Source organism: Pseudomonas cichorii (assembly GCF_018343775.1).
Taxonomy (GTDB): Bacteria; Pseudomonadota; Gammaproteobacteria; order Pseudomonadales; family Pseudomonadaceae; genus Aquipseudomonas; species Aquipseudomonas cichorii.
In genome coordinates this window covers 5,466,167-5,491,679 of sequence record NZ_CP074349.1, presented here as the reverse complement: position 1 = coordinate 5,491,679, position 25,513 = coordinate 5,466,167, and the positions used below count along the sequence as shown (strand labels likewise).

The window sequence follows — 25,513 nt, the reverse complement described above, 5'->3', positions numbered from 1 at the left end:
AGCTCACTCAAGGAGCGCTCTGTTTATTGGTTTTAATGTTATGTAGTGCGCGCCGCGAAATACTACATGAGCAGCAGCGATGGGGGATGAATATGTCACCAAACGACTGAAGTTTCACGACCAGTCACGCTGCCGACCCGGATGTTCTCAAAAATGACGGCGATTGTTCCAGAAAATTATCAAAACGGTACACGTTCTGCGCTTTGCAGTGCCGGCGTGAACCTTGCCTATACTTTCGCGACATCCGTCGGGGTCTGACGGCACCTTTTTAAAAGCAGAGGAAGTCACCTGTGAATCATCTCGTAGTCACTGTGGTTGCACCCGACAAACCGGGCCAGGTCGAGCGTATAGCCCACTGCATCGCCGATCATGGCGGCAACTGGCTGGAAAGCCGCATGTCGCGCATGGCCGGGCAGTTCGCCGGCATCCTGCGGGTCGGTGTACCGGCTGAAAATCAGGATGAGTTGATCCAGGCACTGCGGGTGCTGACGGTCCATGGCATTCATGTGCAACTGGCCGAAAGCACCGCCGAAGCCCTCGGCTCCTGGAAAACCATCAGCATGCAACTGGTGGGCAATGACCGACCCGGCATCGTGCGCGACATCACCCGCTTGCTGACCGGGCAGGGCGTCAACGTCGAAAGCCTGATCACCGACATCACCCCGGCACCCATGAGCAGTGAACTGCTGTTCCATGCCGACGCCGTACTGGGCGTGCCCCTGAACCTGTCACTGGACGATCTGCAGGCCCGGCTCGAAACCCTGGCGGACGATCTGATGGTGGAGTTGGTGTTGAAGACGGAGAGTTGAGAGGGAGTACGAATGGTCAGGTTATCCAAGTTAACCGTGCACCCACCTGTGGATAACCTGGGGAGATGGCCTTGTGCGCCACGGTGGACGTGGCTTTGCGGGGTTTGATCAAAAAACCAGCAGTTTCAATGGCTTGTGCACAAATAAGGTGAACCTGCCTGTGGATAACCGTTGGAGAACCCTTTGCAGGCCATATGAATCGTGGCTTGCAAAGGGTTGTATGTTTTTTGATCAGCGACGGCGGCGCAGACTTAGCCAGGCATCGACGCTGTAGATTGCCAGCCCTGCCCAGATGCAGACGAAGGTGATGATGGTGCTGGTGTTCAGGTGCTCGCCATAGAGCAGGACCGCAAGGGCGAGGACCAGGGTCGGCGCGACGTATTGCAGAAAGCCCAGTGCGGTATAGGGCAAGTGGCGGGCGGCGGCGTTGAAGCATACCAATGGGATCAGCGTTACCGGGCCGGCCGCTGCCAGCCATATCGCCTGGCTGGTGGTCCAGAACTCAGGCTGTGCGGTTTGTGCCACGGGATTGAGCAGCAGCCACGCCAGTGCCAGCGGAACCAGCATCCAGGTTTCCACGACAAGGCCGGGCAGGGCAGCCACGGGGGCTTTCTTGCGGATCAGGCCGTAGAAGCCGAATGTCAGTGGCAATAACAGTGACACCCACGGCAGATTGCCGACCTGCCAGACTTGCTGGGCAACTCCGGCGGCGGCCAGCAGCACCGCCAGCCATTGCAGGCGTCGCAGACGTTCGCCCAGCAGCAACATCCCGAGCAGCACGTTGACCAGCGGGTTGATGTAATAACCCAGGCTGGCCTCGACCATGCGCCCGTTGTTCACCGCCCAGACATAAACCATCCAGTTGCAGGCTATCAGGCTGCCGCTGAGCGCCAGTACCGCCAGCCGTTGCGGGTTTTCCCGCAGTTCGCGCCACCAACCGGGATGTTTCCAGAACAGGAGCAGCAGGGAGCCGAACAGCGCCGACCAGATCGCCCTGTGAATGATGATCTCAAGGGCGGGAACGGTGGCGAGTAGTTTGAAGTACATCGGGAACAGGCCCCAGATGATGTAAGCACTCAAGCCAAGAATGTATCCACGGCGTGGGTTGGCAGCTTGCATGTAGCGTCCTTGTACTCAACAACAGGTTTTCAGAACAGTTTCAGGGGGGCTTCGTTCAGGGCCGACAACTGCTCGCGCAGTGCCAGGATATGGTCGCCCCAATAACGCTCTGTGCCGAACCAGGGAAAGCTGCGGGGGAAGGCCGGATCGTCCCAGCGTCGCGCCAGCCAGGCGCTGTAATGCATCAGGCGCAGGGCGCGCAGCGGCTCGATGAGCGCGAGTTCGGCGGGATCGAAGTCGTGGAATTCGTTGTAGCCGTCCATCAACTCCGACAATTGCCCCAGACATTCCTGACGATCACCTGCCAGCATCATCCAGATGTCCTGTACGGCGGGTCCCATGCGGCAGTCGTCCAGATCGACAATGTGGAACATTTCGTCACGGCACATCATGTTGCCCGGGTGGCAGTCGCCATGGATGCGGATATTGTTGTGGGGTGTTGCGGCGTAGACATCCTCGACACGCTTGAGCAGGTCCCGGGCGACGGACTCGTAGGCCGGGAGCAGGCTGCGCGGAATGCAATCGTTGCTCAGCAGGTAGTCGAGGGAATCATGGCCGAAGTTTTTCACGGCCAGGGCTTCGCGATGCTCGAACGGCCGGGTTGCGCCCACTGCATGAATGCGTCCCAGCAACTGGCCCAGGCGATAGAGCTGATCGAGGTTGCCCGGCTCCGGGGCTCGTCCGCCACGGCGCGGGAACAGCGTGAAGCGGAAGTCACCGTGCTCGAACAGGGTTTTACCGTCATGCACCAGAGGGGCTACGACTGGCACTTCGACTTCTGCCAGCTCGAAGGTGAAGCTGTGTTCTTCAAGAATCGCTTCGTTGCTCCACCGTTGCGGGCGATAGAACTTGGCGATCAAGGGCTGTTCGTCTTCGATACCTACTTGATAGACCCGGTTTTCATAACTGTTCAGGGCCAGGACGCGGGCGTCACTGAGAAAGCCGATACTTTCTACGGCGTCGAGAACGAGATCGGGGGTGAGTGTTGCAAACGGGTGGGCCATGCTGACTCCTGCGCGCAGCAAGTCGCCGCGTTCGACTGCAGATGGTAACGCAGAGTGCTCGCAGTTTTTCCGTAGGAGCGAATTTATTCGCGAATGGGGCTTTTCGCGAATAAATTCGGCTGGAATCAGGCGCCGATAATGCCGCCATCTTCACGGGTAATCACCATCACCGAAGAGCGGGGCTTGCCGTTGGGCTGGTGCTCGGGGAAGGTGGAGCCGCCGTTTTCACCAGGATGCTGGATACCCACGAACATCGTCTTGTAGTCCGGCGCGAAGCTGATGCCGGTTACTTCGCAACCGATCGGTCCGACCAGGAAGCGACGGATTTCACCGCTGTGCGGGTCGGCGCAGAGCATCTGGTTATTGCCCATGCCAGCGAAGTCACCCTTGTTGCTGGAGTCGCCGTCGGTCTGTATCCACAGGCGTCCCGCTTCGTCGAAGCTCAGGCCGTCCGGGCTGTTGAACATGTTCTGGGCATTGACGTTGCTCGACCCGCCTTGTGGTTTGCCAGCATGTACGACCGGGTTGCCCGCGACCACGAACAAGTCCCACTCGAATTCCATGGCCGAGGCATTATCTTCGGCTTCTTTCCAGCGCAGGATCTGCCCGTACTGGTTCTTGGCCCTCGGGTTCGGACCGCCGACCGGCTGGCCGTCATCGCCGCGCTTGGCGTTGTTGGTGAGGGTGCAATAGACCTGACCATCCTTGGGGCTGACCACGATCCATTCCGGGCGGTCCATGCGTGTGGCTTTCACCACGCTGGCGGCCAGACGTGCATGAATCAGCACTTCAGCCTGATTGTTGAAACCGGCTGCGGCATCCAGGCCGTTCTTGCCATGGGTCAGTTCGATCCACTGGCCTTTGCCTTTCGGACGATCCGGGTTGTTGTCACCGCCATCGAACTGCGCCACATACAAGGTGCCGTGATCCAGCAGGTTGCGATTGGCTTTGGGATCGTGATGATCGATCTTGTCGCGACTGATGAATTTGTAGATGAACTCGCCACGCTCGTCGTCGCCCATGTACACCACGACGCGACCGCCCTTGGTTTCGGTCAGTGCGGCGTTTTCATGCTTGAAGCGGCCCAGCGCGGTGCGTTTGATTGGCGTGGATTTCGGGTCGAACGGGTCGATCTCGACCACCCAGCCATGACGGTTGACCTCGTTGGGGTTCTTGGCCACATCGAAGCGCGGATCGTGTTGATGCCAGTTGATGTCCTTGCTGGCAGCCACGACGCCGTAACGCTTGAGGCCCGCATCGAACTTCTGCTCCGGATTGCTGCTGCCGAAACAGTCGGTGAAGTTCTCTTCGCAGGTCAGGTAAGTGCCCCACGGCGTCTTGCCGTTGGCGCAGTTCTGGAACGTGCCCAAGGCATGCTTGCCCGCCTTGTCGGCGTCGGTCTTGAGCCATTCATGACCGGCAGCGGGGCCGCTCAGGTCGATGGGCGTGTTGCCATGAATGCGGCGGTTGTACTTGGAGTCCTGCACGAACTGCCACTGGCCGTTCTTCTGCTGGACCTCGATGACCGACACGCCTTCAGCGGCCAGTGCCTTCTGTACGTCTTCGGCCGATTGCGGCTCCTTGCCGTGATCGAAGAGGTAGCGATAGTTGGTGTATTCGTTGTTGATCGCCATCAGCGCCCGGTCTTTGTGGCCGGGCATCGGGAACAGGCTCATGCCGTCGTTGTTGTCGCCGAACTGCACTTCCTGTGCCTTGGCGGTGCCTTTGCCGCTCGGGTCGAAGGCCGGGCCGCCTGCCTGCAAGGGCTGACCCCAACTGATGAGAACCGAGGATTTGTAGCCCGGCGGCAGGCTGATGGTGTCGGCGGTGGCTGCCGGAATGCTGTCAAAGCCCAGCAGATTGCCCGATGCGGCGCTGACGCTGTTGGCCAGTGCGCTACGGGTCAGCAGGTTGCCGCCCAGGAACATCGCGGCACCGCACAGGGCGCCTGCGCTGATGAACCCACGGCGAGTGAGGCCGACCATCTTTTCGAGGTCGGTGGATTGATTTTCTTCTAATAGATTCATCATCACGGCTCCCACAGAGGTGGCAGCCACGATAATTGCCGTATATGACGAAATTGTGTCTCAGGAGTGACGACACAGCCGCTTACAAAGGTGTGCCCAGCAAGACCCGTGACGGGGCGAAACGGACTTGCACCTGACTGCCTGTTTCCAGGCTCAGAGCCTGAAGCTGCTCAGATGGCGTCAAGGCACACAGCGTCTGGCCTCCAGGCAGATTGATGCGCACTTCGCAGGGGCCGTCTTCGGCTTCGAGAATGCTGTCGATCAGCCCGAACAGGCAATTGTTTCCATTTGTTTCCTCGTGATCGTGTGGAAACAGCTCAAGCCAGCCCGCCTTGATGAGAGCGACGACATCGGTATCGATCTGCAGGTCCAGACGCAGGGTGCTGTCATGGGTAATCTGCGCCTCGATGAACACCTCGTCGGCCATTTGCAGACGAATATGGTCGTTGTGCCCATGTCGAGTGATGCTCACGATGCGGCCCAGTAACTGGTTGCGGGCGCTGGTGCGCAGGGTCAGGCGACTGAGCAGGTCCAGGTCCGTGCTTTCTTCGGTGGCTTCCAGCACCTGGGCTTGCAGTGCCTGCAATCGCTGATAGAGACGCAGCACACGCTCACCTTCGGCAGACAGTTTCGCACCGCCACCACCACGCCCGCCGACACTGCGCTCCACCAAAGGCTTTTGCGCCAGATTGTTCAGCTCATCGATGGCATCCCAAGTCGCCTTGTAACTCAGGCCTGCGCTTTTGGCGGCACGTGTGATGGAGCCTTGCTCGGCGATGTGTTGCAGCAACTCGATACGCTGCGGGCGACGGACCATGTGTTGCGTCAGCAGAGTCGGTAAGGGCATGGCGACGGATTGGGTGGCTGATGGGAAAGGCGAGTGTAAGACAAGTCGGCGTCCAGAAGCTGATCAGCCCTCCGGCCTGGGCGTTCTGGCCAGGCAATAGACATCCACCCGCCGGGCACCGCTCCTGAGCAAGGTGCGGGCAATCACATCGGCTGTGGAGCCTGTGGTCAGTACATCATCGACCAAGGCCAGGTGCTTGCCTTGCACCGATGCCGCATCCACCACCTTGAAGGCTCCGTTCAGATTGCGTTTGCGGCTTTTTGCATCCAGGTCCTGCTGAGCCGTTGTCTCGCGAACTCTCAGCAACTGGCGTTCATCCACAGGCAGATTCAGGGCTTTGCCCAGCCAGCCGGCCAGCATGCCCGCCTGGTTGTAGCCACGCTGGCGCAGACGCCGGGTGGCCAGTGGAACGGGCAACAGGCAATCGGGCCGGGCCAGGCCTTCCTCAAAGCGGTGCTGCAGAAACTGCCCGGCCAGCTCCGCCAGCAAGCGCCCCATGGGCCACCGGCTCTGGTGTTTGAAGCGCGTAATCAGGCTGTCCACCGGAAAGTCGTACAGCCAGGGCGCGATGACTTCTGTGAATGCCGGTGGTCGTTTGAGGCATTGCCCGCAATTCATGCCGGAGGCCGGAAGCGGCAGGGCGCATTGCAGGCACTGATCCCCAAGCCAGGGCAACTCGGTTTCGCAGGCCACGCAAACGGGAAAAGGCGCATCGCTGAATTCATCGCACAATAAGCAGATATGTTTACTTTTTAACCAGATGTAAACCTCTTGATTGTGATTGGGTTGACAGGGCATGGCTCTTCCTTAAATATGCCGAACATCCGTGTAGCGCTTGTGGGCTTTCCTCGCCTTGGCGCACTGCCTGAATAAAACCAAGGAGCCGCCCGATGAGCGCCAGCACCACCGCCACTCTGCGTCACGACTGGACTTTAGCCGAGGTCAAGGCGCTGTTCGTACAGCCATTCAATGACCTGCTGTTTCAGGCGCAGACCGTGCACCGCGCTCACTTCGATGCCAACCGCGTTCAGGTTTCCACCCTGCTGTCGATCAAGACCGGCGCCTGCCCCGAAGACTGCAAGTACTGCCCGCAATCCGGTCACTACAACACCGGTCTTGAGAAAGAAAAGCTGCTGGAAGTGCAGAAGGTGCTGGAAGAGGCCGCTCGCGCCAAAGCCATCGGTTCGACCCGTTTTTGCATGGGCGCAGCCTGGAAGCACCCATCGGCCAAGGACATGCCTTACGTGCTGGAAATGGTCAAAGGCGTCAAAGCCATGGGCCTGGAAACCTGCATGACCCTGGGGCGTCTGGATCAGGATCAGACCGAGGCGCTGGCCCAGGCGGGCCTGGATTACTACAACCACAACCTGGACACCTCGCCGGAGTTCTACGGCAGCATCATCACCACCCGCACCTACAGCGAGCGTCTGCAGACACTGGCGTATGTGCGCGATGCCGGGATGAAGATCTGTTCCGGCGGGATTCTGGGCATGGGCGAGTCGCTGGATGACCGGGCCGGGCTGCTGATCCAGTTGGCGAACCTGCCTGAGCACCCGGAGTCGGTGCCGATCAACATGCTGGTGAAAGTCGCCGGTACGCCGCTGGAGAACGCTGAGGAAGTCGATCCATTCGACTTCATCCGCATGCTGGCCGTGGCTCGTATTCTGATGCCGCAGTCCCATGTCCGCCTGTCGGCCGGTCGCGAGGCGATGAACGAACAGATGCAGGCCCTGGCGTTTTTCGCCGGAGCCAACTCGATTTTCTACGGCGAGAAATTGCTGACTACCGCCAACCCGCAGGCCGACAAGGACATGCTGTTGTTCTCGCGCCTGGGGATCAAGCCCGAAGCCCGCGAAGAGCACGCCGATGAAGTGCATCAGGCGGCCATCGAGCAGGCGCTGGTCGAGCAGAAGAGCAGCGCCATGTTCTACGACGCGGCGTCTGCCTGATCCTCTTGACTGGGCCGCATGCGAGCGGCCCGGTTTGAATCATCTTTTCCGAAGACCGGGGCTTGCATGTCTTTCGATCTCCGCACGCGCCTTGAAGCCCGTCGCGCCGAACATCTCTATCGCCAGCGCCCGCTGCTGCAAAGTCCGCAAGGTCCGCAGGTAACGGTTGATGGCCAGCCGCTTTTGGCGTTCTGCAACAACGATTACCTGGGTCTGGCCAATCATCCTGAAGTGATCGCTGCCTGGCAGGCGGGCGCATCGCGCTGGGGCGTGGGTGGCGGCGCATCGCATCTGGTGATTGGCCACAGCGGCCCGCATCACGAACTGGAAGAAGCCCTGGCCGAACTCACCGGCCGCCCGCGAGCGTTACTGTTTTCCAATGGCTACATGGCCAACCTCGGTGCCGTCACGGCGCTGGTGGGGCAGGGTGATACGGTGCTGGAAGACCGGCTCAATCATGCATCATTGCTGGATGCTGGCCTGCTCAGCGGTGCGCGCTTTTCCCGCTACTTGCATAATGATGCGGCGAGCCTTGATGCCCGGCTGGACAAAGCTGTCGGCGATACGCTGGTGGTGACCGATGGCGTGTTCAGCATGGATGGCGATATCGCCGACCTGCCCGCGCTGGCACAAGTCGCGAAAACCAAAGGCGCCTGGTTGATGGTGGACGACGCCCATGGCTTCGGACCGCTGGGTGCCAAAGGTGCCGGTATTGTCGAGCACTTCGGTCTGGGCATCGAAGAGGTGCCGGTGCTGGTGGGCACGCTGGGCAAGTCGTTCGGTACGTCGGGCGCCTTTGTGGCGGGCAGCGAGGAACTGATCGAAACCCTGATCCAGTTCGCCCGGCCCTACATTTATACAACCAGCCAGCCGCCTGCGCTGGCCTGCGCCACCCTCAAGAGCCTGGAGCTGCTGCGCACCGAACACTGGCGTCGCGAGCATCTGGGGCGTTTGATCCAGCAGTTTCGACGTGGCGCCGAGCAGATCGGTCTGCAACTGATGGACAGCTTCACACCGATCCAGCCGATCATGATCGGCGATGCGGGGCGCGCCTTGCGCCTGTCGCAGATGCTGCGCGAGCGGGGCTTGCTGGTCACGGCGATTCGTCCCCCTACTGTACCTGCTGGCAGTGCCCGTTTGCGGGTGACGTTGTCTGCGGCGCACAGTGCCGACCAAGTGCAGCTATTGTTGAATGCACTGGAGCAGTGTTACCCGCTGCTGGGCACAAGTGAATCGATGGAGTCCGAGCATGCGTGATCGTTTGATCCTGCTACCCGGTTGGGGCCTTGGTGTCTCGCCACTTGAGCCGCTGGCGGCCGCGTTGCGCGGGCTTGACGAGCATTTGCGGGTCGAGATCGAGCCGTTGCCGGACCTCGACAGTTGTGATGTTCAGGAATGGCTCGACGAACTGGACGCCAATATCCCGACCGGTGCCTGGCTGGGCGGCTGGTCGCTGGGTGGCATGCTGGCTGCGGAGCTGGCGGCACGACGCGGCGATGACTGCTGCGGGCTGCTGACCCTGGCCAGCAATGCCAGTTTCGTGACCCGTGGCGCGTGGCCCAATGCGATGGCGGAAGGCGAGTTCTCGGCTTTTCTGGCCGGTTGCTCGGCTGACTCCGAAGCGACTTTGAAGCGTTTCAGCCTGTTGTGTACCCAAGGCGCTGAAGACCCGCGCGGCCTGTCACGGCTGCTCAAGGCCGGAGCGCCACAGACGTCGACGAATACGCTGGTCGATGGCCTGAAAGTCCTCGGGCAACTCGATACCCGCAGTGCCTTGCAGACCTATCGCGGGCCGCAACTGCATCTGTTTGCGGGGCACGATGCGTTCGTGCCTGCCGAAGCTGCGGGCGACCTGCTGGCATTGTTGCCTGATATAGAAGTGGGTCTGATTGAACAGGCCAGCCATGCCTTCATTCTGGAAAACCCCCACGGCGTGGCAGCGGCGATCCAGGCCTTCTTGCATGAGTCGGGCGATGACTGATCTTTCTCACGTGAAATTACCGGGCGGCCTGCCTGACAAGCGTCAGGTGGCCGAATCGTTTTCCCGGGCTGCCGGCAGTTACGACAGCGTGGCCGATTTGCAGCGCGCAGTCGGTCATGAACTGTTCGCCCGTTTGCCTGAAACACTGAGCCCTTCGCGCTGGCTGGATCTGGGGTGCGGCACGGGTTATTTCAGCCGGGTGCTGGGGCAGGCCTTCCCGCAAAGCGAAGGTGTTGCACTGGATATCGCCCAAGGCATGTTGCGTCATGCCCGTCCCTTGGGCGGCGCCCGTCACTTTGTGGCTGGCGATGCCGAGCGCCTGCCGTTGCAGGCGCACCGTTGCGAACTGGTGTTCTCCAGCCTCGCGGTGCAATGGTGTGCGGATTTTGCAGCCGTGCTCGGTGAAGCCAGCCGGGTCTTGCAGCCGGGCGGTGTATTCGCGTTTTCCAGTCTGTGTGTCGGCACTTTGCAGGAGCTTCGGGAAAGCTGGCAGAGCGTCGATGGGCTGGTGCACGTCAATCGCTTTCGCGAGCGGGATGACTATCGTCAGTTGTGCGCGGCCAGTGGCTTGCGGGTGCGCAGTCTTGAGGTTCGGCCTCACGTGTTGTATTACCCGGATGTGCGCAGCCTGACCCATGAGCTTAAAGCGCTGGGCGCGCATAATCTTAATCCCGGACGTCCCGGTGGCCTGACGGGAAGGGCGCGGATTCGTGGCTTGGTCGAGGCGTACGAAAGGTTCCGTCAGGAGCCTGGGCTGCCCGCGACTTATCAAGTGGTCTATGGGGTGCTGGAAAAAAACTGATGGGCTTGCGAGACAAGGGAAGGATGCCGAGATGAGTGCTGCGTATTTCATCACTGGAACCGATACGGACGCGGGGAAGACCACTGTCGCCGCTGGCCTGCTGCATGCGGCCCGACTGGCTGGGCTGAGCACGGCGGCGGGCAAGCCTGTCGCTTCCGGTAGTGTCATCACTCCCCAAGGGCTGCGCAATGCCGATGCCCTGGCCTTGCTGGCTGAATGTTCGCTGGAGCTTGGCTACGACGACGTCAATCCCTACACCTTCGAGCCCGCCATCGCGCCGCATCTGGCCGCCCGGGAGGCCGGTGTGTCGCTGACGGTCAATGCCTTGCTGCAACCCATGCGCCGCCTGCTGGAACGAAACGCGGATTTCACCCTGATCGAAGGCGCGGGCGGCTGGCGCGTACCGCTGGCGGATCAGAGCAACCTTTCCGATCTGGCCATGGGGCTGAGGCTGCCGGTCATTCTGGTGGTGGGTGTGCGCCTGGGTTGTATCAACCATGCGCTGCTGACTGCCGAAGCCATCGCCCAGGACGGGCTGCAACTGGCGGGCTGGGTCGCCAATATCATCGAGCCCAAGACCTCACGGCTGGAAGAAAACCTTGCGACCCTGTCCGAGCGCCTGCCAGCACCCTGTATCGGGCGTGTGCCGCGCCTCAAGAAAGCGAGTGCCGATGCCGTTGCGGAACATCTGCACCTGGAACTGCTCGACTGATTTTGAAACACATTCACTATGTCGCTGATACACAAGGCGCTTTTGCCCGGTTCAAGGCATAACCTATTATCCGGCTATGTGCCATTAGTCTTTTTGTCGAGTATTCCGCTGCATTTACTGGTTCAATAGCTCCTGTTCGCTATTTGAACTGAGGAACGGCTTATGCAAATCACCATGAACAATACTCTCTATCCAGGCCTGAGCGCGATTCAGGTTGGGCAGGAGCGTGTCGATCAGGCGGCCACCCAGATCGCCAGCACCAACATCGAAGTTTCCGGCAGAAGCCAGTCTTCGGATTTCCAGCTCGAAAACCTGCGCTCGGTCGACCGTAGCCAGCGTTCCGACCTGCCCGCCAACATCGTTGAGCTGGCCACTGGCAAAGAACAGATCCAGGCGGGTCTGGCAGCTCAGAAAGCCAGCGATGAAGCGCTGGGTACACTGATCGACACTTACGCCTGATCCCCTGCGCCGTGCCTTCCGTGCACGGCGGCATTTTCTGAATTTCCCCCTGCCAGCAGCCTGTATCGCCTGCGCAACCTCTTTTCCCTCATCTAGACTCACAGTATCGTTTTCTCGACGCTGTATGCCTTTGCGTGCGCGGCCTGTAGCGTATTGATGACAAACGGTGTGTGAAGCGCTATTGACAAGGTTTAGGCGTAAACGTATGTTTCAAACACCTGTTTGACCGTAAGGCATACGAGATTGTCTGGTGCCTGGGAGTTTGCTCCCGGCGACCGCCCGGTCATTCGTTCCAGGATTCATCAGCAGAGGTTTATCGCTATGCCTGAATACAAGGCCCCCTTGCGTGATATTCGTTTCGTTCGTGATGAGCTGCTCGGTTATGAGGCGCACTATCAGAGTCTGCCGGCATGCCAGGACGCAACGCCAGATATGGTCGATGCCATTCTTGAGGAAGGTGCCAAGTTCTGCGAACAGGTACTGGCTCCCCTGAACCGTGTCGGCGACACCGAAGGTTGCACCTGGAGCGAGTCGGGCGTTAAGACGCCGACCGGCTTCAAACAGGCATACAAGCAATTCGTCGAGGGCGGCTGGCCGAGCCTGGCCCATGACGTCGATCACGGCGGTCAGGGGCTGCCCGAGTCTCTGGGCCTGGCCGTCAGCGAGATGGTTGGCGAGGCCAACTGGTCATGGGGCATGTACCCGGGCCTTTCGCACGGCGCGATGAACACCATTTCCGAGCACGGTACGCCTGAGCAGCAAGAGGCTTACATGACCAAGCTGGTGTCCGGCGAATGGACCGGCACCATGTGCCTGACCGAACCTCACTGCGGCACCGACCTTGGCATGCTGCGCACCAAGGCCGAGCCTCAGGCCGATGGTTCCTACAACGTCACCGGCACCAAGATTTTCATTTCCGCTGGCGAACACGACATGGCCGACAACATCGTCCATATCGTACTGGCGCGTCTGCCGGATGCTCCGGCGGGCACCAAGGGTATTTCGCTGTTCATCGTGCCCAAGTTCCTGCCTGCCGCCGACGGCAGCATCGGTGAGCGCAATGCCGTGACCTGCGGTTCCATCGAACACAAGATGGGTATCCACGGCAACGCCACCTGCGTGATGAACTTCGATTCGGCCAAGGGTTTCCTGATCGGTCCGCCGAACAAAGGCCTGAACTGCATGTTCACCTTCATGAACACCGCTCGTCTGGGGACTGCACTGCAAGGTCTGGCCCACGCCGAAGTCGCGTTCCAGGGTGGCCTGAAATACGCTCGCGACCGTCTGCAGATGCGCTCGCTGACCGGCCCGAAAGCGCCCGACAAGGCCGCTGACCCGATCATCGTTCATCCTGACGTGCGCCGTATGCTGCTGACCATGAAGGCTTTCGCCGAAGGTACGCGGGCCATGGTGTACTTCACGGCCAAGCAGGTCGATATCGTCAAGTACAGCGAAGACGAAGACCAGAAGAAAGCCGCCGACGCACTGCTGGCGTTCATGACGCCGATTGCCAAGGCCTTCATGACCGAGGTGGGCTTCGAGGCCGCCAACCATGGCGTGCAGATCTACGGTGGCCATGGTTTCATCGCCGAGTGGGGCATGGAGCAGAACGTTCGCGACAGCCGTATCTCGATGCTGTACGAAGGCACCACCGGCATCCAGGCGCTGGACCTGCTGGGCCGCAAGGTCCTGATGACCCAGGGCGAAGCGCTCAAGGGCTTCACCAAGATCGTCCACAAGTTCTGCCAGGCCAACGAAGGCAGCGAAAGCGTTCAGGAATTCGTGACGCCACTGGCAGCGCTGAACAAGGAATGGGGCGAGCTGACCATGAAAGTGGGCATGGCCGCCATGAAGGATCGTGAAGAAGTCGGTGCGGCTTCGGTGGATTACCTGATGTATTCCGGCTATGCCTGCCTGGCTTACTTCTGGGCCGACATGGCGCGTCTGGCGGCCGAGAAACTGGCAGCCGGGACTTCCGAGCAAGCCTTCTACAACGCCAAGCTGCAGACTGCGCGTTTCTACTTTCAGCGCATCCTGCCGCGTACCCGTACTCACGTCGCCGCCATCCTTTCCGGTGCTGGCAACCTGATGGACATGAAAGAGGAAGACTTCGGCCTGGCTTACTGACAAGTCCGGTCGTAGCTCAAAGCCGTCTGGCCCTTCGGGTCAGGCGGCTTTTTCGTAGGTTGATGAAAAAGCGTGAGAAAGCGCTTTCTTGCTCAAGCAATCAATAAACCTTTTCGATCTCCTGCCGTTACAGAAAAGTAGCCAGCTATCAATCCTGCTGTATGCATTGTTCACTGGAGAGAGGCACAATGCCACTGCTCCAGATATTCACTCCGATGCCGAGTAGGAGATATTCCCCTTGTTGCGTCCATCTGCTGCACGATTGAGTCATTTTCTCCCTTCTGCAGCGTTGTTGTTTGCAGGGCTGGCGGCTGCCTACGTCAAGGACCTGAACGTTTTCTTCACCTCCCTGTTCAACGTGCTGCCGACATTGGTGCTGTTGCTGGGCGGTGCGTATTGCGGTGTGTACCGGCGTCAGCGTGAGCTGTTTCTGATGATCACTGTCTACGTCGCCTACTTTCTGCTCGACACTCAGACTGATTACTACCGCGATAATGGCAAGGTTCGCGAAGACGCGGCGGTGATCTTTCATCTTGTGTGTCTGCTGTTGCCGTTGATGTTCGGGCTTTACGCGGCCTGGGAAGAGCGTACGCACCTGTTCCAGGATCTGGTGGCGCGTATTGCGGTGCTGGTGGCTGTGGGCGGTGTTGCATTCGGGCTTGAGCAAAGTTATCCCGTCGCAGTGCAGACCTGGCTGGCGGATATCCGCTGGCCGGCGCTGCATGGTTCGTGGATGAGTCTGATCCAGTTGTCGTATGCGATGTTTCTGGGTTCGTTCGGTCTGTTGATCTGGCAATACCTGGAAAAGCCACGGCCTTTGCATGCAGCGCAGATCGTCGGATTGCTGGGACTCTTCTGGGCATTGCCCAAGACCTTCATCCTGCCGTTCACCCTGAATATCCTGTGCAGCCAGGTGATGCTGATGATTGCCGCGGCGGTCGCCCATGAGGCCTATCAGATGGCATTTCGCGACGAACTCACCGGTTTGCCGGGGCGTCGTGCGCTCAATGAGCGTATGCAGCGTCTGGGGCGCAATTATGTGCTGGCCATGAGCGACGTCGATCACTTCAAGAAATTCAACGACACCCACGGCCATGATGTGGGCGATCAGGTGTTGCGCCTCGTGGCCAGCAAGTTGTCGAAAATCACCAATGGTGGCGGCAAGGCCTACCGCTATGGCGGTGAAGAGTTCGCTATCGTTTTCGCTGGCAAGACCCTGGAGGAATGCCTGCCGCACCTTGAAGCCATCCGCGAAAGCATCGCCAATTACGAAATCCTGCTGCGCAACCAGGACAATCGCCCCAAGGACGACCAGCAAGGTCGGCAAAAACGGGGAGCGACAGCGTCCAACAGTGTTTCGGTAACGGTGAGTATCGGAGTTGCCGAGCGTCAGCCCGAGCACCGCACGCCGGAAGAAGTCCTCAAGTCTGCCGACCAGGCGCTGTACGCCGCCAAGGGCGCGGGCCGTAACTGCGTCATTTCCCACACTCAGTTGAACAAGCGCGGAGCGGTGCGTACCGCTGACGCCGCGAGCTGATATAGACGAACTGCACGTGAGCGGCGCAGTCTGTCTGACGGCGCCGTGTTGTTTCGTCTGTCTGTCGTGTATGTGACTTTAAATTGATTTATAGTCACACCATGACCCTATGTCTCTGAATCGTTGTTCGGTTAGACTCGCGATCATTGCCACCTGATTCCAGGCATGTAGCATGTCCGGATCTTCTTTTTCAGGTTTTTCTTGCTCCCTGCTTGTGAGGTTTGCCATGGCTGACTACAAAGCCCCGTTGCGCGATATGCGTTTCGTCCTCAATGAAGTATTCGAAGTTTCCACACTCTGGGCTCAACTGCCCGCGCTTGCCGAAACTGTCGATGCCGAGACGGTCGACGCGATCCTCGAAGAGGCAAGCAAGGTCTGCAGTAAAACCATTGCTCCGCTCAGCCGTAACGGCGACGAAGAGGGTTGCCACTGGAACGACACCGTCGTCACCACTCCGGCAGGTTTCCCCGAGGCCTACCGGACCTACGCTGAAGGCGGCTGGGTCGGTGTTGGCGGCAACCCGGATTTCGGCGGCATGGGCATGCCCAAGGTGGTGTCGGCTCAGGTCGAGGAAATGCTCAACTCCGGCAGCCTGGCGTTCGGGCTGTACCCGATGCTGACCACCGGCGCCTGTGTCTCGATCAACACCCACGCGAGCGAAGAACTCAAGGCGATTTACCTGCCGAACATGTACTCGGGCGTCTGGTGTGGCTCCATGTGCCTGACCGAAGCCCATGCCGGCACTGACCTTGGCATCATCCGCACCAAGGCCATACCTCAGGCAGACAGCTCCTACAAGATCACCGGCAGCAAGGTGTTCATCACCGGCGGCGAGCACGACCTGACCGAGAACATCATCCATCTGGTACTGGCCAAGCTGCCGGATGCGCCCGCTGGGCCTAAAGGTATTTCCCTGTTCCTGGTGCCCAAGTTCATGGTCAACGCGGATGGCAGCCTGGGCGAGCGCAATACCGTCAGTTGCGGCTCCATCGAGCACAAGATGGGTATTCAGGCTTCTGCTACCTGTGTGATGAACTTCGACGATGCCGTCGGCTATCTGATCGGCGAGCCCAATAAAGGCCTGGCGGCCATGTTCACCATGATGAACTACGAGCGCCTGGGTGTCGGCATTCAGGGGCTTGCCTCCGGCGTGCGCTCTTATCAGAACGCCGTGGAATATGCCCGCGACCGCCTCCAAAGCCGTGCGCCCACCGGCGCGCAAAACAAGGACAAGGCGGCTGACCCGATCATCGTTCACCCGGACGTGCGCCGCATGCTGCTGACGATGAAAGCCTTCAACGAAGGTGGCCGTGCCTTCTCCAGCTATGTGGCCCTGCAACTGGATATCGCCAAGTTCAGCGAAGACGATGCCGCTCGTCAGCGCGCCGATGATCTGGTCGCGCTGCTGACACCGGTCGCCAAGGCGTTCCTGACCGATATCGGCCTGGAAACCACGGTTCACGGCCAGCAGGTTTTCGGTGGCCATGGCTACATTCGCGAATGGGGCCAGGAACAACTGGTACGTGATGTGCGCATCACCCAGATCTATGAAGGCACCAATGGCATCCAGGCGCTGGATCTGGTGGGCCGCAAGATTGTCGGGTCGAACGGTGCGTTCTATCAGTTGTTCGCCGACGAAGTGCAGGCCTTCATCAGCGAATCCGACAGCTCACTGGCCGAGTTCACCAAGCCTCTGGGCGCTGCGCTGGACATGCTCAATGAGCTCACTCGCTGGGTACTGGACCGCGCGCGCTCCAACCCCAACGAAATCGGTGCGGCCTCGGTCGAGTACCTGCACCTGTTCGGCTACACCGCTTACGCCTACATGTGGGCGAGGATGGCCAAGGCAGCGCTGGGCAAGGAAGGGCAGGAAGAGTTCTATGCCAGCAAGCTGGGTACTGCGCGTTTCTACTTCGCCCGCCTGCTACCGCGTATCCATTCCCTGGATGCCAGCGTGCGTGCGGGCAGTGAGTCGTTGTATCTGATGGATGCTTCAAAATTTTGAAGGTAATAGTCTGTAAGCATTTGCTTACACAACGTGTTGGCTTTTTGCCTCTTCCCTCAGAATGGATCCAAAGTTACTCTAAATCCATGGACGTAGCGCAGGATGCGCAATAAGACATAACAGGGACACGAAGGGATACCTGCCAGGATGGCGGGACGAAAGGGATATCAGGGAAACAGTCTGGAAAGCCCCGCTTAGGCGGGGCTTTCTTTGTTCCTGCGATTTAATAATGGCTGTGTGCCAGATCGCGTGGAACCCTTGCTGATGCCCAGGGTCGATTAGCTACCAGGCCTGCAAAAGGTCATCCACTAGGAGCTTGCCCATGGACATCATTCGTATCATCTTCGCTATCCTGCTGCCACCACTGGGCGTTTTCCTGCAAGTCGGCTTCGCGGGAGCCTTCTGGCTGAATATCCTGCTGACGCTTCTGGGTTACATCCCGGGCATCGTGCATGCCGTGTACATCATCGCCAGCCGTAAGTGATCTCCATTCGTTAAATGGAGTTTCCGTAGCGAACTCATTCGCGAGGCGTCATCCAAGGCGATAGATTTTCTTCAGGTGTACGAGCCTTCGCGAATGGATTCGCTCCCACAGCAGTGGATTCATTCGCGAAATGCATCCTGGTAAAACTGCCATTCAGCTTCCAGTGCATCAGCCAGGTTCTGCGCCTTGCGAAAACCATGGCGTTCGTCTGGATAGAAATGCGCCTGGGCCGGAATGCCATTGCCCTGCAGCGCCTTGAGCATGGCGCGTGTCTGCTCCGGGACGACCACGGCATCCAGTTCGCCCTGAAAGAAAATCACCGGAACACGGATGTTTTGCGCGTGTAGCACGGGCGTTCTGGCCTGATAGCGTTCGACATCTTTCACCGGGTCGCCGATCAGCCAGTCCAGATAGTCACCTTCAAACTTGTGAGTGGCCTTGCCCAGGGCAATGGGGTCGCTGACGCCATAAAGGCTCGCCCCGGCGCGGAATACTTTGTGGAAGGCCAGGGCGCAAAGCGTCGTATAGCCGCCTGAACTGCCTCCACGAATGAACGCCCGGTCTTTGTCGATCAGGCCTTGTTGTGCCAGATACTCCACGACCGCACAGGCGTCTTCCACATCCGCAACACCCCAGTTCAGATGCAGGCTTTGCCGATAGGCACGGCCATAGCCCGTGCTGCCCCGATAGTTGAGGTCGGCGACGGCGAAACCCCGTTGGGCCCAGAACTGAATGCGCGGGTCCAGCACCGGGTAACAGGCCGAAGTAGGACCACCATGGATGAACACGACCAGTGGCGGTTTCTCGGTGCCGTCCATGGCCGGATAGAAGTAACCATAAGCCTCGGCATCACCACTGGCGTATCGCAACGATTGCGGGCGGCTGATGCGTTCGGGCGGCAAGGGCGCGACACCGCCAGCCAGTACGTGCGTACTGTGATCCTTGCGGGAAATGGCCAGCACGGCAGATGGACTGACTGCCGACGCCGCGATGCAATAGATGAACTGCTCATCAATGGCCAGACTGCGAAACCGGGTGTAATCGCCGCTGAACGCTTCGACCGAGCCATCGGCATGACGCAGACCCAATACACCAAAGCCGTCTTGCGACCAACTGGCAAGGTAGCCGCTGTCTACCGGCAACCAGGTGCAGCCGCCCAATTGCCAGGGAGCTGGCGAGTGATCGGCAGCCGCGGCGGGGAAGGGCGCAAAACCTGAAGGGGTTTCACCCCAGGGCTGCCAGAAGCCATCATGATCCGTCAGGCAACATAGTCGCCCTTTGGCATCGAAGCGCGGTTGTTGCAGGGATTCTTCCTTGGGGCCGTCGCCTGCCATGCAACGTCCCCTGGACCAGCCGCCATCGCTCAGCCGTTCGGCACACATCAACCGGGTTCGGGTCCAGGGCTGGTGCGGGCGTTGCCATTCAATCCAGGCCAGTCGCTGCCTGTCCGGGCTGAGGACGGGCGACGAATAGAAATCAGCGCCTTCGGCCAGCAGATGACGATGACTGTCAGCCAGATCGATCGCCACCAGACGATGAATGTCGTGATCTTCTTCCACCGCCAGAATCTGCCCGGCAGCGAAATGCACCGCGCCATAGCGTCGCTCGCCATGTGTAAGCTGAAAGGGCGCGCCGGCGTTCAGGGGCTGTCGATAGAGCTGCTGGTCGCGTTCATTGACGAAGACCACGGCATCGTCGGCAATGCAGAAGGCTCCACCGCCGTATTCGTACACCCGGCTGCGCACGCTGAAATCCTCGGGCGTCAGGCAGCGAGCGTGACCTTCGCACCAGTGCCAGATTCGGCTGGCCGCATCCTGTGGGCGAAATTCGCTCCAGAACAGGCCAACCGGGCTTGCGGCCAGTTCGGCATAGTCGACACCGGCTGCTACGGCCTGGGCGGCGCTGAACAGTTCAGGACTTGGCGATGAGGCGTGAGTTTCGTTCATTGCGAAAGGCCAGTTCTTCGATGGTTTGGGTCGCTGTTTCAGCTTCGTCACGGGCCTGGGTGATCATCCCGTGATGCGGGGATTTGCTGCACACGGGATCGGCATTGGCGGCATCGCCCGTCAGCATGAAGGCCTGGCAACGGCAGCCTCCGAAGTCTTTTTCCTTCTCGTCGCAGGAGCGACAAGGTTCGGGCATCCACTCGTAACCGCGAAAGCGATTGAAGCCGAACGAGTCGTACCAGATGTGCTGCATGCTGTGGTCGCGCACGTTGGGAAACTGGACCGGCAATTGCCGCGCGCCATGGCAGGGCAGCGCAGTGCCGTCCGGGGTCACGGTCAGGAACAGGTTGCCCCAACCGTTCATGCAGGCCTTGGGACGCTCTTCGTAGTAGTCCGGCGTGACGAAGATCAGCTTGCAGGGATGCTTTTCAGCCGCCAGCTTTTCCCGGTACTGGTTGGTGACGGCTTCTGCCCGCACCAGTTGATCCTTGGTGGGCAGCAGGCCAACGCGGTTCAGGTGCGCCCAGCCATAGAACTGACAGGTTGCCAGCTCCACGAAGTCGGCTTCCAGCGCCAGGCACAGCTCGATGATCCTGTCGATCCGGTCGATATTGTGCCGATGGGTGACGAAGTTCAGCACCATCGGGTAGCCGTGCTTTTTCACTGCACGGGCCATTTCCAGTTTTTGTGCGAAGGCTTTTTTCGAGCCCGCGAGCATGTTGTTCACTTGCTCGTCGCTGGCCTGGAAGCTGATCTGGATATGGTCCAGGCCCGCTTCCTTGAAATCGATGATCTTCTGTTCGGTGAGGCCGATCCCGGAGGTAATCAGGTTGGTGTAATAACCCAATCGTCGGGCTTCGGCGATAAGCACGGCCAGATCCTGGCGCACCAGCGGCTCGCCGCCGGAAAAGCCGATCTGGGCCGCGCCCATCTGTCGTGCCTGTTGCATCACCGTGAACCACTGCTCGGTGCTCAACTCCTGGCCTTGTTTGGCAAAGTCCAGCGGGTTGGAGCAATACGGGCATTGCAACGGACAGCGATAGGTCAACTCCGCCAACAGCCACAGCGGCAGCCCGACAGGTGGCGTTGGCGGAATGAGTGCGTTCCCGGTGGTGAGTCCTGTTTCAGCCAAGGTTGATCCAACTCTTTTCCTGGGCAACGTTCATGAAGTCCTCCACATCGGTACCCACCTCCGGGAAGTTCGGAAAGCGCTCCTGCAGCGATGCGATGATCTGCGCCACATTGCGCTGTCCGTTCACCAGATCGCCGATCAGGCCTGCACTTTGGTTCAACTGGATCATGCCCTCGGGGTAAAGCAGTACATAGCACTTCTGTGCCTCTTCGTACTGGAAGCGATAACCCTGGCGCCAGGTGGGGACTAACTGTCTATCGAATTTCATAGGCTGATTCCCTTATGCCATACGTTCTTGTGGGTGACGCTGTGGTAAGGCGGGCGGTTCAACTCGTACGCCATGCTCATGGCGTCCAGCATGCTCCACAAAATGTCGAGTTTGAACTGCAGAATTTCCAGCATGCGCTGCTGGCCTTCATAGGTGGTGTAGTACTCAAGTGTAATCGCCAATCCATGTTCCACATCGCGACGTGCCTGACCGAGGCGAGTGCGAAAGTACTCATAGCCTGCCGGATCGATCCACGGATAATGCTGCGGCCAGGTGTCCAGGCGCGACTGGTGGATCTGCGGCGCGAAGAGTTCGGTCAATGAACTGCTGGCCGCTTCCTGCCAATTGGCGCGGCGTGCGAAATTCACATAGGCATCCACGGCAAAGCGAACACCCGGCAGCACCAGCTCCTGCGAGCGCAGTTGGTCCGGGTCCAGACCGACCGCCTGGCCCAGACGCAGCCAGGCTTCGATACCGCCGTCTTCGCCGGGGGCGCCATCGTGGTCCAGCAAGCGCTGAATCCACTCGCGGCGGATTTCGCGATCCGGGCAGTTGGCCAGAATCGCCGCATCCTTGAGCGGGATATTCACCTGGTAGTAGAAGCGGTTAGCGACCCAGCCCTGAATCTGTTCGCGAGTCGCCCGGCCTTCATACATCGCCACGTGGAACGGGTGGTGAATATGGTAGTAGGCACCCTTGGCGCGCAGGGCCTGTTCAAATTCGGCGCGGGACAGCGCTGCTTCGCTCATCTTGGCTCCTAAAGTTCGATACTCATGCCGTCATAAGCCACTTCGACATGGCGGCGAACCAGCTCGGCGCGCTCCGGGGAATCTTCGTCGAGGATGGGGTTGGTGTTGTTGATGTGGATAAGTACCTTGCGCTGCTTCGTAAAGCCTTCGAGTACTTCCAGCATGCCGCCCGCACCGTTCTGGGCAAGGTGGCCCATTTCCCGGCCGGTGCGCGTGCCGACGCCACGGCGCTGCATTTCGTCGTCGTCCCACAGTGTTCCGTCCACCAGCAGGCAATCGGCGGCGTGCATTTTTTCCAGCAGCGCCTCATCGACCTTGCCAAGGCCAGGCGCGTAGAAGAGTTTGCCGCCGGTTCTGAGGTCTTCGACGATCAGACCGATGTTGTCGCCGGGGTGCGGATCAAAGCGGTGTGGCGAGTAGGGCGGTGCGGCGCTGCGCAGCGGGAACGGTGTGAAGCGCAGGTTCGGGCAGGCGGGAATGACGAAACTGCCTTGCAGCTCGATACGGTTCCAGTTCAGGCCGCCATTCCAGTGCTTGAGCATCTCGAACAGCGGAAAGCCTGTGCTCAGGTCTTCGTGGACCATGTCGGTACACCAGACCTGATGCGGGCAACCTTCGCGCAGGCTGAGCAGCCCTGTGGTGTGATCGATCTGGCTGTCCATCAGCACGATGGCGCTGATGCCAGTATCGCGCAGTGCCCGGCCCGGCTGCATCGGCGCGAAACCTTGCAGTTGTGCCCGAATGTCCGGCGAGGCGTTGCACAGGACCCAGTTGACGCCATCGTCGGAGATCGCGATGGAGGATTGGGTACGCGCCTTGGCGTTAAGGCTGCCATCACGAAAGCCTGCGCAGTTCACGCAATTACAGTTCCACTGGGGGAAACCACCGCCGGCAGCGGAACCTAGAATCTGGATGTACATGTCAGCTCCATACCGCGTGACCTGAAACGCTGAAATAAAAATGATTCGACCCATAAAAAAAGCCCCGGCGAACCGAGGCTTTGCACCGCATATACATCAACGGCTTGCGAAGTACATGGTGACTTCAAAGCCGATACGCAGATCAGTGTAAGCAGGTTTGGTCCACATGGGAGACTCCTTCTAGGTGATTGCAGCGCTTCAATCAGGGTGGTGACTACATCTTAGTGTGTACGCGCGTACATACGTTCAGATGCTTAGGAAGCTATCTTACTTAATTTAACGATTTGGCAGGGCGCGAGTTTCATGAAAGATTTCTGTTACAACCAGCGGTTGCCCGTTCAGGCCGCAGGAACAGGGCGGTTGGACAGAATGAGCCATCCTGCGCTGGCATCGTTCAACTGACCGGCGGCAGCCAGTAACGAGTGTTTTTCCAGATGTAACAGTGCTGTTTTAAGCGGCTCGGGACCGCTCTTTTCATGCCCGGCCAAGCGAGCTTGCCACAGCAGCTCTGCCGTCTGTTCATGGGGCATCGTCGCTGTATCGAACTGCCCGGCCAGTGCCTGCCGCAGTCCCGGAAGGTCGGCGTCGTCGATCAGGTCTGGCAGCTCACCCATGAACGTCTCGATGTGCCGGACAATCTGCCCGGCGCTGCATGTGGGCGATTGCACACCAAACAACAACCCGGTTCGTCCGGCGATTTGCCTCAAACCGCTGAAAACGGCGTAGCCCAGTTGCAGTTCGACTCGCAGGCGTTGATAGAAGGGAGCCTGTATCAAGTGCGCCAGCAGACGCCAGGCTGCTTCATCTTCCATGGACAGGCCGGGAGCGGTGCAGAACACCAGCACGGCATCTTCCGGTGAGCCTGATTCCAGCGTGTGCCAGCGCTTGCCGGGTAGCACTGAAGGCGCTTCAGTTGCCGTGTCATCCACTGCGCCAGGCATGTCCTGTAATGCGGCATTGACGAGCGCCAGGCTGTGGGCGGGCAGGCCAACGGCAAGGCTGATCCGTCGGGAACTGGCCCAGACTGTCTGAATATCATCACTGCATTGCCCGGCAGTCATGTTCAGGAACTGATCGGGAAGCGCCTTGAGCAATTCTCTGATCGGAATCAGCGCTGGCCCGCTGTGCGCCTGAGCATGGCGCGGGTCGGGGTGCAACAACAATTGCCGGGCGTGTTCGATGATGGCTGGCATCGGTTCGTGAATGCCGCTCAGCCTGAGCTCCCAATAAGTGCCGTAGGCGCTGAAAGATACTGTCACACCGGCTTGCCGAGCCTGTTCGATCAGGTTCTGCAGGCTGCCATTGAGCATCCGCCACAATCGGGGTTGTGGGGCCTGTAACTGCCAGCGCAGAAAGAGGGCTGCTTCGGCACTGTCAGTGCTTGCGACCAACAGCAAAGGATTGGCGGTCGGCAGGCACCATTCGACTTGTCCACAGGCCGGGTTATCCACAGGCTGCGCGGTGAGAAGGGTTTCGGGCTTCAACTGGTCGAGCACTGCTCTCAGTGCGTGCAGGTCGTCACCGGACGCAGTGCGGCAAAAATGATGCGCCAGCTCCAGGGCACCACAGGTTTGCAGACGCCGTTGTTGCAGGCGACGGTATTCATCGATCAGCTCGGGCCAGCGGGTCTTGAAGAAGGCGAGCCAGTCGAAAAACAGCGTGGCCAGGGTGCCGGATGAATCAGGCGCTGCGCCCACGCACTCGATATCAAGCAGCAACTGACCCTCGAACTGATACAGCGGCGTTGCCTTGAGCGAATCGATCAGCCCTTGGCTAATAAGTGCTGCAACCAGCCCGCCCGTGTGGGGCTCCATCAGCCAGTGGCAGAAAAATGCGACAGCTTCTTCGGTGTTCGCCGGCAAGCCTTCGCAGGCAAAGAGCAGATGCGTACTGGTTGTTTTGTGATCAGGTCGTTTATCGATAAGGCGCGGCGGTGTGTGCTGCATGACCTTGCCGACGGCGCTGAAGCTTGCGCCATGCTCTGTGGCCAGGTCCTTCAATTCAGCCAGCGATTGAGGGCCGCTCAGGCACAGAGTGATCTGCCCGGCTTGATAGAAGCGCTGATAAAATTCATGAAGCGCCTGTTGAAACGCCGGATTGGGCACTGACAGGCTGTAACGGTTGCCCGCATGAAAGCCGCGCAGCGGATGCCGCGGGTTGATGGGTTCAAGCAGGCTGATCTGCTGGCGGGCCTTGGCATCCTGAGTCCAGGCGATGAATTCGGCATGCAGCACTTCGCGCTCGCGTAACTGATCGGGCAGTGACATGCGCGGGTGAGCGAGCATGTCGCACAGCCGTTCCAGCCCTGGGGCGAATGCCGAGGGTGGTAGCTCGAAGAAGAAGTCTGTGGTGCGTTCGCGGGTGCTGGCATTGATCTGTCCGCCATGGCGTTGCACGAAAGCCATGAGGTTCTGGTCGGCAGCGAAGCGCTCGGTGCCCAGGAAAAACAGATGCTCCAGAAAATGCGCCAGCCCCGGCCAGGCCTGTGAAACATCATGGCTACCGGCCGCGACCCGAAGCGACGCCGCGCAGCGCTTGAGCCGTGGCGCATGACACAGCACCACGTTCAAGCCATTGGGCAGCACAAGTCGCTGGATATCAAGCATGACCGTTTCCACGGAAAACAAGTCGTCATG

General features: G+C 59.6%; 23 protein-coding genes. 11 read left to right on the top strand and 12 right to left on the bottom strand.

Annotation, left to right across the window (positions count from 1 at the left end; translation table 11 throughout):
* The first annotated feature begins 290 nt into the window (after window positions 1-290).
* Window positions 291-809, top strand: coding sequence for a glycine cleavage system protein R (locus KGD89_RS23715; protein WP_025262212.1), 519 nt, complete (start codon window positions 291-293; stop codon window positions 807-809).
* A gap of 231 nt (window positions 810-1,040) precedes the next feature.
* Here KGD89_RS23715 and rarD read toward each other — a convergent pair whose 3' ends face one another.
* The 5 genes from rarD to KGD89_RS23690 all read right to left on the bottom strand — a co-directional run bounded on the left by rarD (window position 1,041) and on the right by KGD89_RS23690 (window position 6,604).
* Window positions 1,041-1,928: an EamA family transporter RarD gene (gene rarD / locus KGD89_RS23710; RefSeq protein WP_025262211.1), complete on the bottom strand. Its 888-nt coding sequence runs from the start codon at window positions 1,926-1,928 to the stop codon at window positions 1,041-1,043.
* 29 nt (window positions 1,929-1,957) lie between these two features.
* Window positions 1,958-2,932: a serine/threonine protein kinase gene (locus tag KGD89_RS23705; protein WP_025262210.1), complete on the bottom strand. Its 975-nt coding sequence runs from the start codon at window positions 2,930-2,932 to the stop codon at window positions 1,958-1,960.
* Window positions 2,933-3,057: 125 nt separating this feature from the next.
* The gene (locus KGD89_RS23700) at window positions 3,058-4,959 is read right to left on the bottom strand and encodes a PhoX family protein (RefSeq protein WP_025262209.1); all 1,902 of its coding nucleotides are present in this window, start codon (window positions 4,957-4,959) and stop codon (window positions 3,058-3,060) included.
* A gap of 82 nt (window positions 4,960-5,041) precedes the next feature.
* On the bottom strand, window positions 5,042-5,806 hold the full coding sequence (locus KGD89_RS23695) for a TOBE domain-containing protein (protein ID WP_025262208.1): 765 nt from the start codon (window positions 5,804-5,806) through the stop codon (window positions 5,042-5,044).
* A 63-nt stretch (window positions 5,807-5,869) separates the two neighbouring features.
* Window positions 5,870-6,604: a ComF family protein gene (locus KGD89_RS23690; protein WP_025262207.1), complete on the bottom strand. Its 735-nt coding sequence runs from the start codon at window positions 6,602-6,604 to the stop codon at window positions 5,870-5,872.
* Between the two features lie 92 nt (window positions 6,605-6,696).
* Here KGD89_RS23690 and bioB point away from each other — a divergent pair, with 92 nt between their 5' ends.
* From bioB to KGD89_RS23640, 10 genes are all read left to right on the top strand, one after another.
* Window positions 6,697-7,755 (top strand): biotin synthase BioB, encoded by a 1,059-nt coding sequence (gene bioB, locus KGD89_RS23685; protein WP_025262206.1) that lies wholly within the window; start codon window positions 6,697-6,699, stop codon window positions 7,753-7,755.
* A gap of 66 nt (window positions 7,756-7,821) precedes the next feature.
* Complete coding sequence (gene bioF, locus KGD89_RS23680) at window positions 7,822-9,012, top strand: 8-amino-7-oxononanoate synthase (RefSeq protein WP_025262205.1); 1,191 nt, start codon at window positions 7,822-7,824, stop codon at window positions 9,010-9,012.
* The gene (locus KGD89_RS23675; protein WP_025262204.1) at window positions 9,005-9,736 is read left to right on the top strand and encodes an alpha/beta fold hydrolase; all 732 of its coding nucleotides are present in this window, start codon (window positions 9,005-9,007) and stop codon (window positions 9,734-9,736) included. Before bioF ends, KGD89_RS23675 begins: the two co-directional genes overlap by 8 nt.
* Window positions 9,729-10,538: a malonyl-ACP O-methyltransferase BioC gene (bioC, locus tag KGD89_RS23670; protein WP_025262203.1), complete on the top strand. Its 810-nt coding sequence runs from the start codon at window positions 9,729-9,731 to the stop codon at window positions 10,536-10,538. Before KGD89_RS23675 ends, bioC begins: the two co-directional genes overlap by 8 nt.
* 31 nt (window positions 10,539-10,569) lie before the next feature.
* On the top strand, window positions 10,570-11,250 hold the full coding sequence (gene bioD / locus KGD89_RS23665) for a dethiobiotin synthase (RefSeq protein ID WP_025262202.1): 681 nt from the start codon (window positions 10,570-10,572) through the stop codon (window positions 11,248-11,250).
* A gap of 162 nt (window positions 11,251-11,412) precedes the next feature.
* Window positions 11,413-11,709: a hypothetical protein gene (locus KGD89_RS23660; RefSeq protein WP_025262201.1), complete on the top strand. Its 297-nt coding sequence runs from the start codon at window positions 11,413-11,415 to the stop codon at window positions 11,707-11,709.
* Between the two features lie 321 nt (window positions 11,710-12,030).
* Window positions 12,031-13,836 carry a phenylacyl-CoA dehydrogenase gene (locus tag KGD89_RS23655; RefSeq protein WP_025262200.1) on the top strand — a complete coding sequence of 602 codons (1,806 nt, stop codon included), beginning with the start codon at window positions 12,031-12,033 and terminating at the stop codon, window positions 13,834-13,836.
* A gap of 238 nt (window positions 13,837-14,074) precedes the next feature.
* Entirely contained in the window at window positions 14,075-15,373 is a 1,299-nt protein-coding gene (locus KGD89_RS23650; protein WP_025262199.1) for a GGDEF domain-containing protein, read from the top strand.
* Between the two features lie 226 nt (window positions 15,374-15,599).
* Window positions 15,600-17,378: an acyl-CoA dehydrogenase C-terminal domain-containing protein gene (locus tag KGD89_RS23645; RefSeq protein WP_025262198.1), complete on the top strand. Its 1,779-nt coding sequence runs from the start codon at window positions 15,600-15,602 to the stop codon at window positions 17,376-17,378.
* Between the two features lie 322 nt (window positions 17,379-17,700).
* The gene (locus KGD89_RS23640) at window positions 17,701-17,862 is read left to right on the top strand and encodes a YqaE/Pmp3 family membrane protein (protein ID WP_038400070.1); all 162 of its coding nucleotides are present in this window, start codon (window positions 17,701-17,703) and stop codon (window positions 17,860-17,862) included.
* Between the two features lie 119 nt (window positions 17,863-17,981).
* Here KGD89_RS23640 and KGD89_RS23635 read toward each other — a convergent pair whose 3' ends face one another.
* The 7 genes from KGD89_RS23635 to pqqF all read right to left on the bottom strand — a co-directional run bounded on the left by KGD89_RS23635 (window position 17,982) and on the right by pqqF (window position 25,483).
* On the bottom strand, window positions 17,982-19,808 hold the full coding sequence (locus KGD89_RS23635; RefSeq protein WP_025262197.1) for a S9 family peptidase: 1,827 nt from the start codon (window positions 19,806-19,808) through the stop codon (window positions 17,982-17,984).
* Window positions 19,774-20,940: a pyrroloquinoline quinone biosynthesis protein PqqE gene (gene pqqE / locus KGD89_RS23630; RefSeq protein WP_025262196.1), complete on the bottom strand. Its 1,167-nt coding sequence runs from the start codon at window positions 20,938-20,940 to the stop codon at window positions 19,774-19,776. The genes KGD89_RS23635 and pqqE overlap by 35 nt, the downstream gene beginning before the upstream one ends.
* On the bottom strand, window positions 20,933-21,208 hold the full coding sequence (gene pqqD, locus KGD89_RS23625; protein WP_025262195.1) for a pyrroloquinoline quinone biosynthesis peptide chaperone PqqD: 276 nt from the start codon (window positions 21,206-21,208) through the stop codon (window positions 20,933-20,935). Before pqqD ends, pqqE begins: the two co-directional genes overlap by 8 nt.
* Complete coding sequence (gene pqqC, locus KGD89_RS23620) at window positions 21,205-21,957, bottom strand: pyrroloquinoline-quinone synthase PqqC (RefSeq protein ID WP_025262194.1); 753 nt, start codon at window positions 21,955-21,957, stop codon at window positions 21,205-21,207. Before pqqC ends, pqqD begins: the two co-directional genes overlap by 4 nt.
* A gap of 8 nt (window positions 21,958-21,965) precedes the next feature.
* Window positions 21,966-22,877, bottom strand: a complete 912-nt coding sequence (gene pqqB, locus KGD89_RS23615; RefSeq protein ID WP_025262193.1) for a pyrroloquinoline quinone biosynthesis protein PqqB — start codon at window positions 22,875-22,877, stop codon at window positions 21,966-21,968.
* Window positions 22,878-22,973: 96 nt separating this feature from the next.
* Window positions 22,974-23,045, bottom strand: coding sequence for a pyrroloquinoline quinone precursor peptide PqqA (pqqA, locus tag KGD89_RS23610; protein ID WP_008365141.1), 72 nt, complete (start codon window positions 23,043-23,045; stop codon window positions 22,974-22,976).
* A 170-nt stretch (window positions 23,046-23,215) separates the two neighbouring features.
* Entirely contained in the window at window positions 23,216-25,483 is a 2,268-nt protein-coding gene (gene pqqF, locus KGD89_RS23605) for a pyrroloquinoline quinone biosynthesis protein PqqF (RefSeq protein ID WP_038400068.1), read from the bottom strand.
* Between the last annotated feature and the right edge of the window lie 30 nt (window positions 25,484-25,513).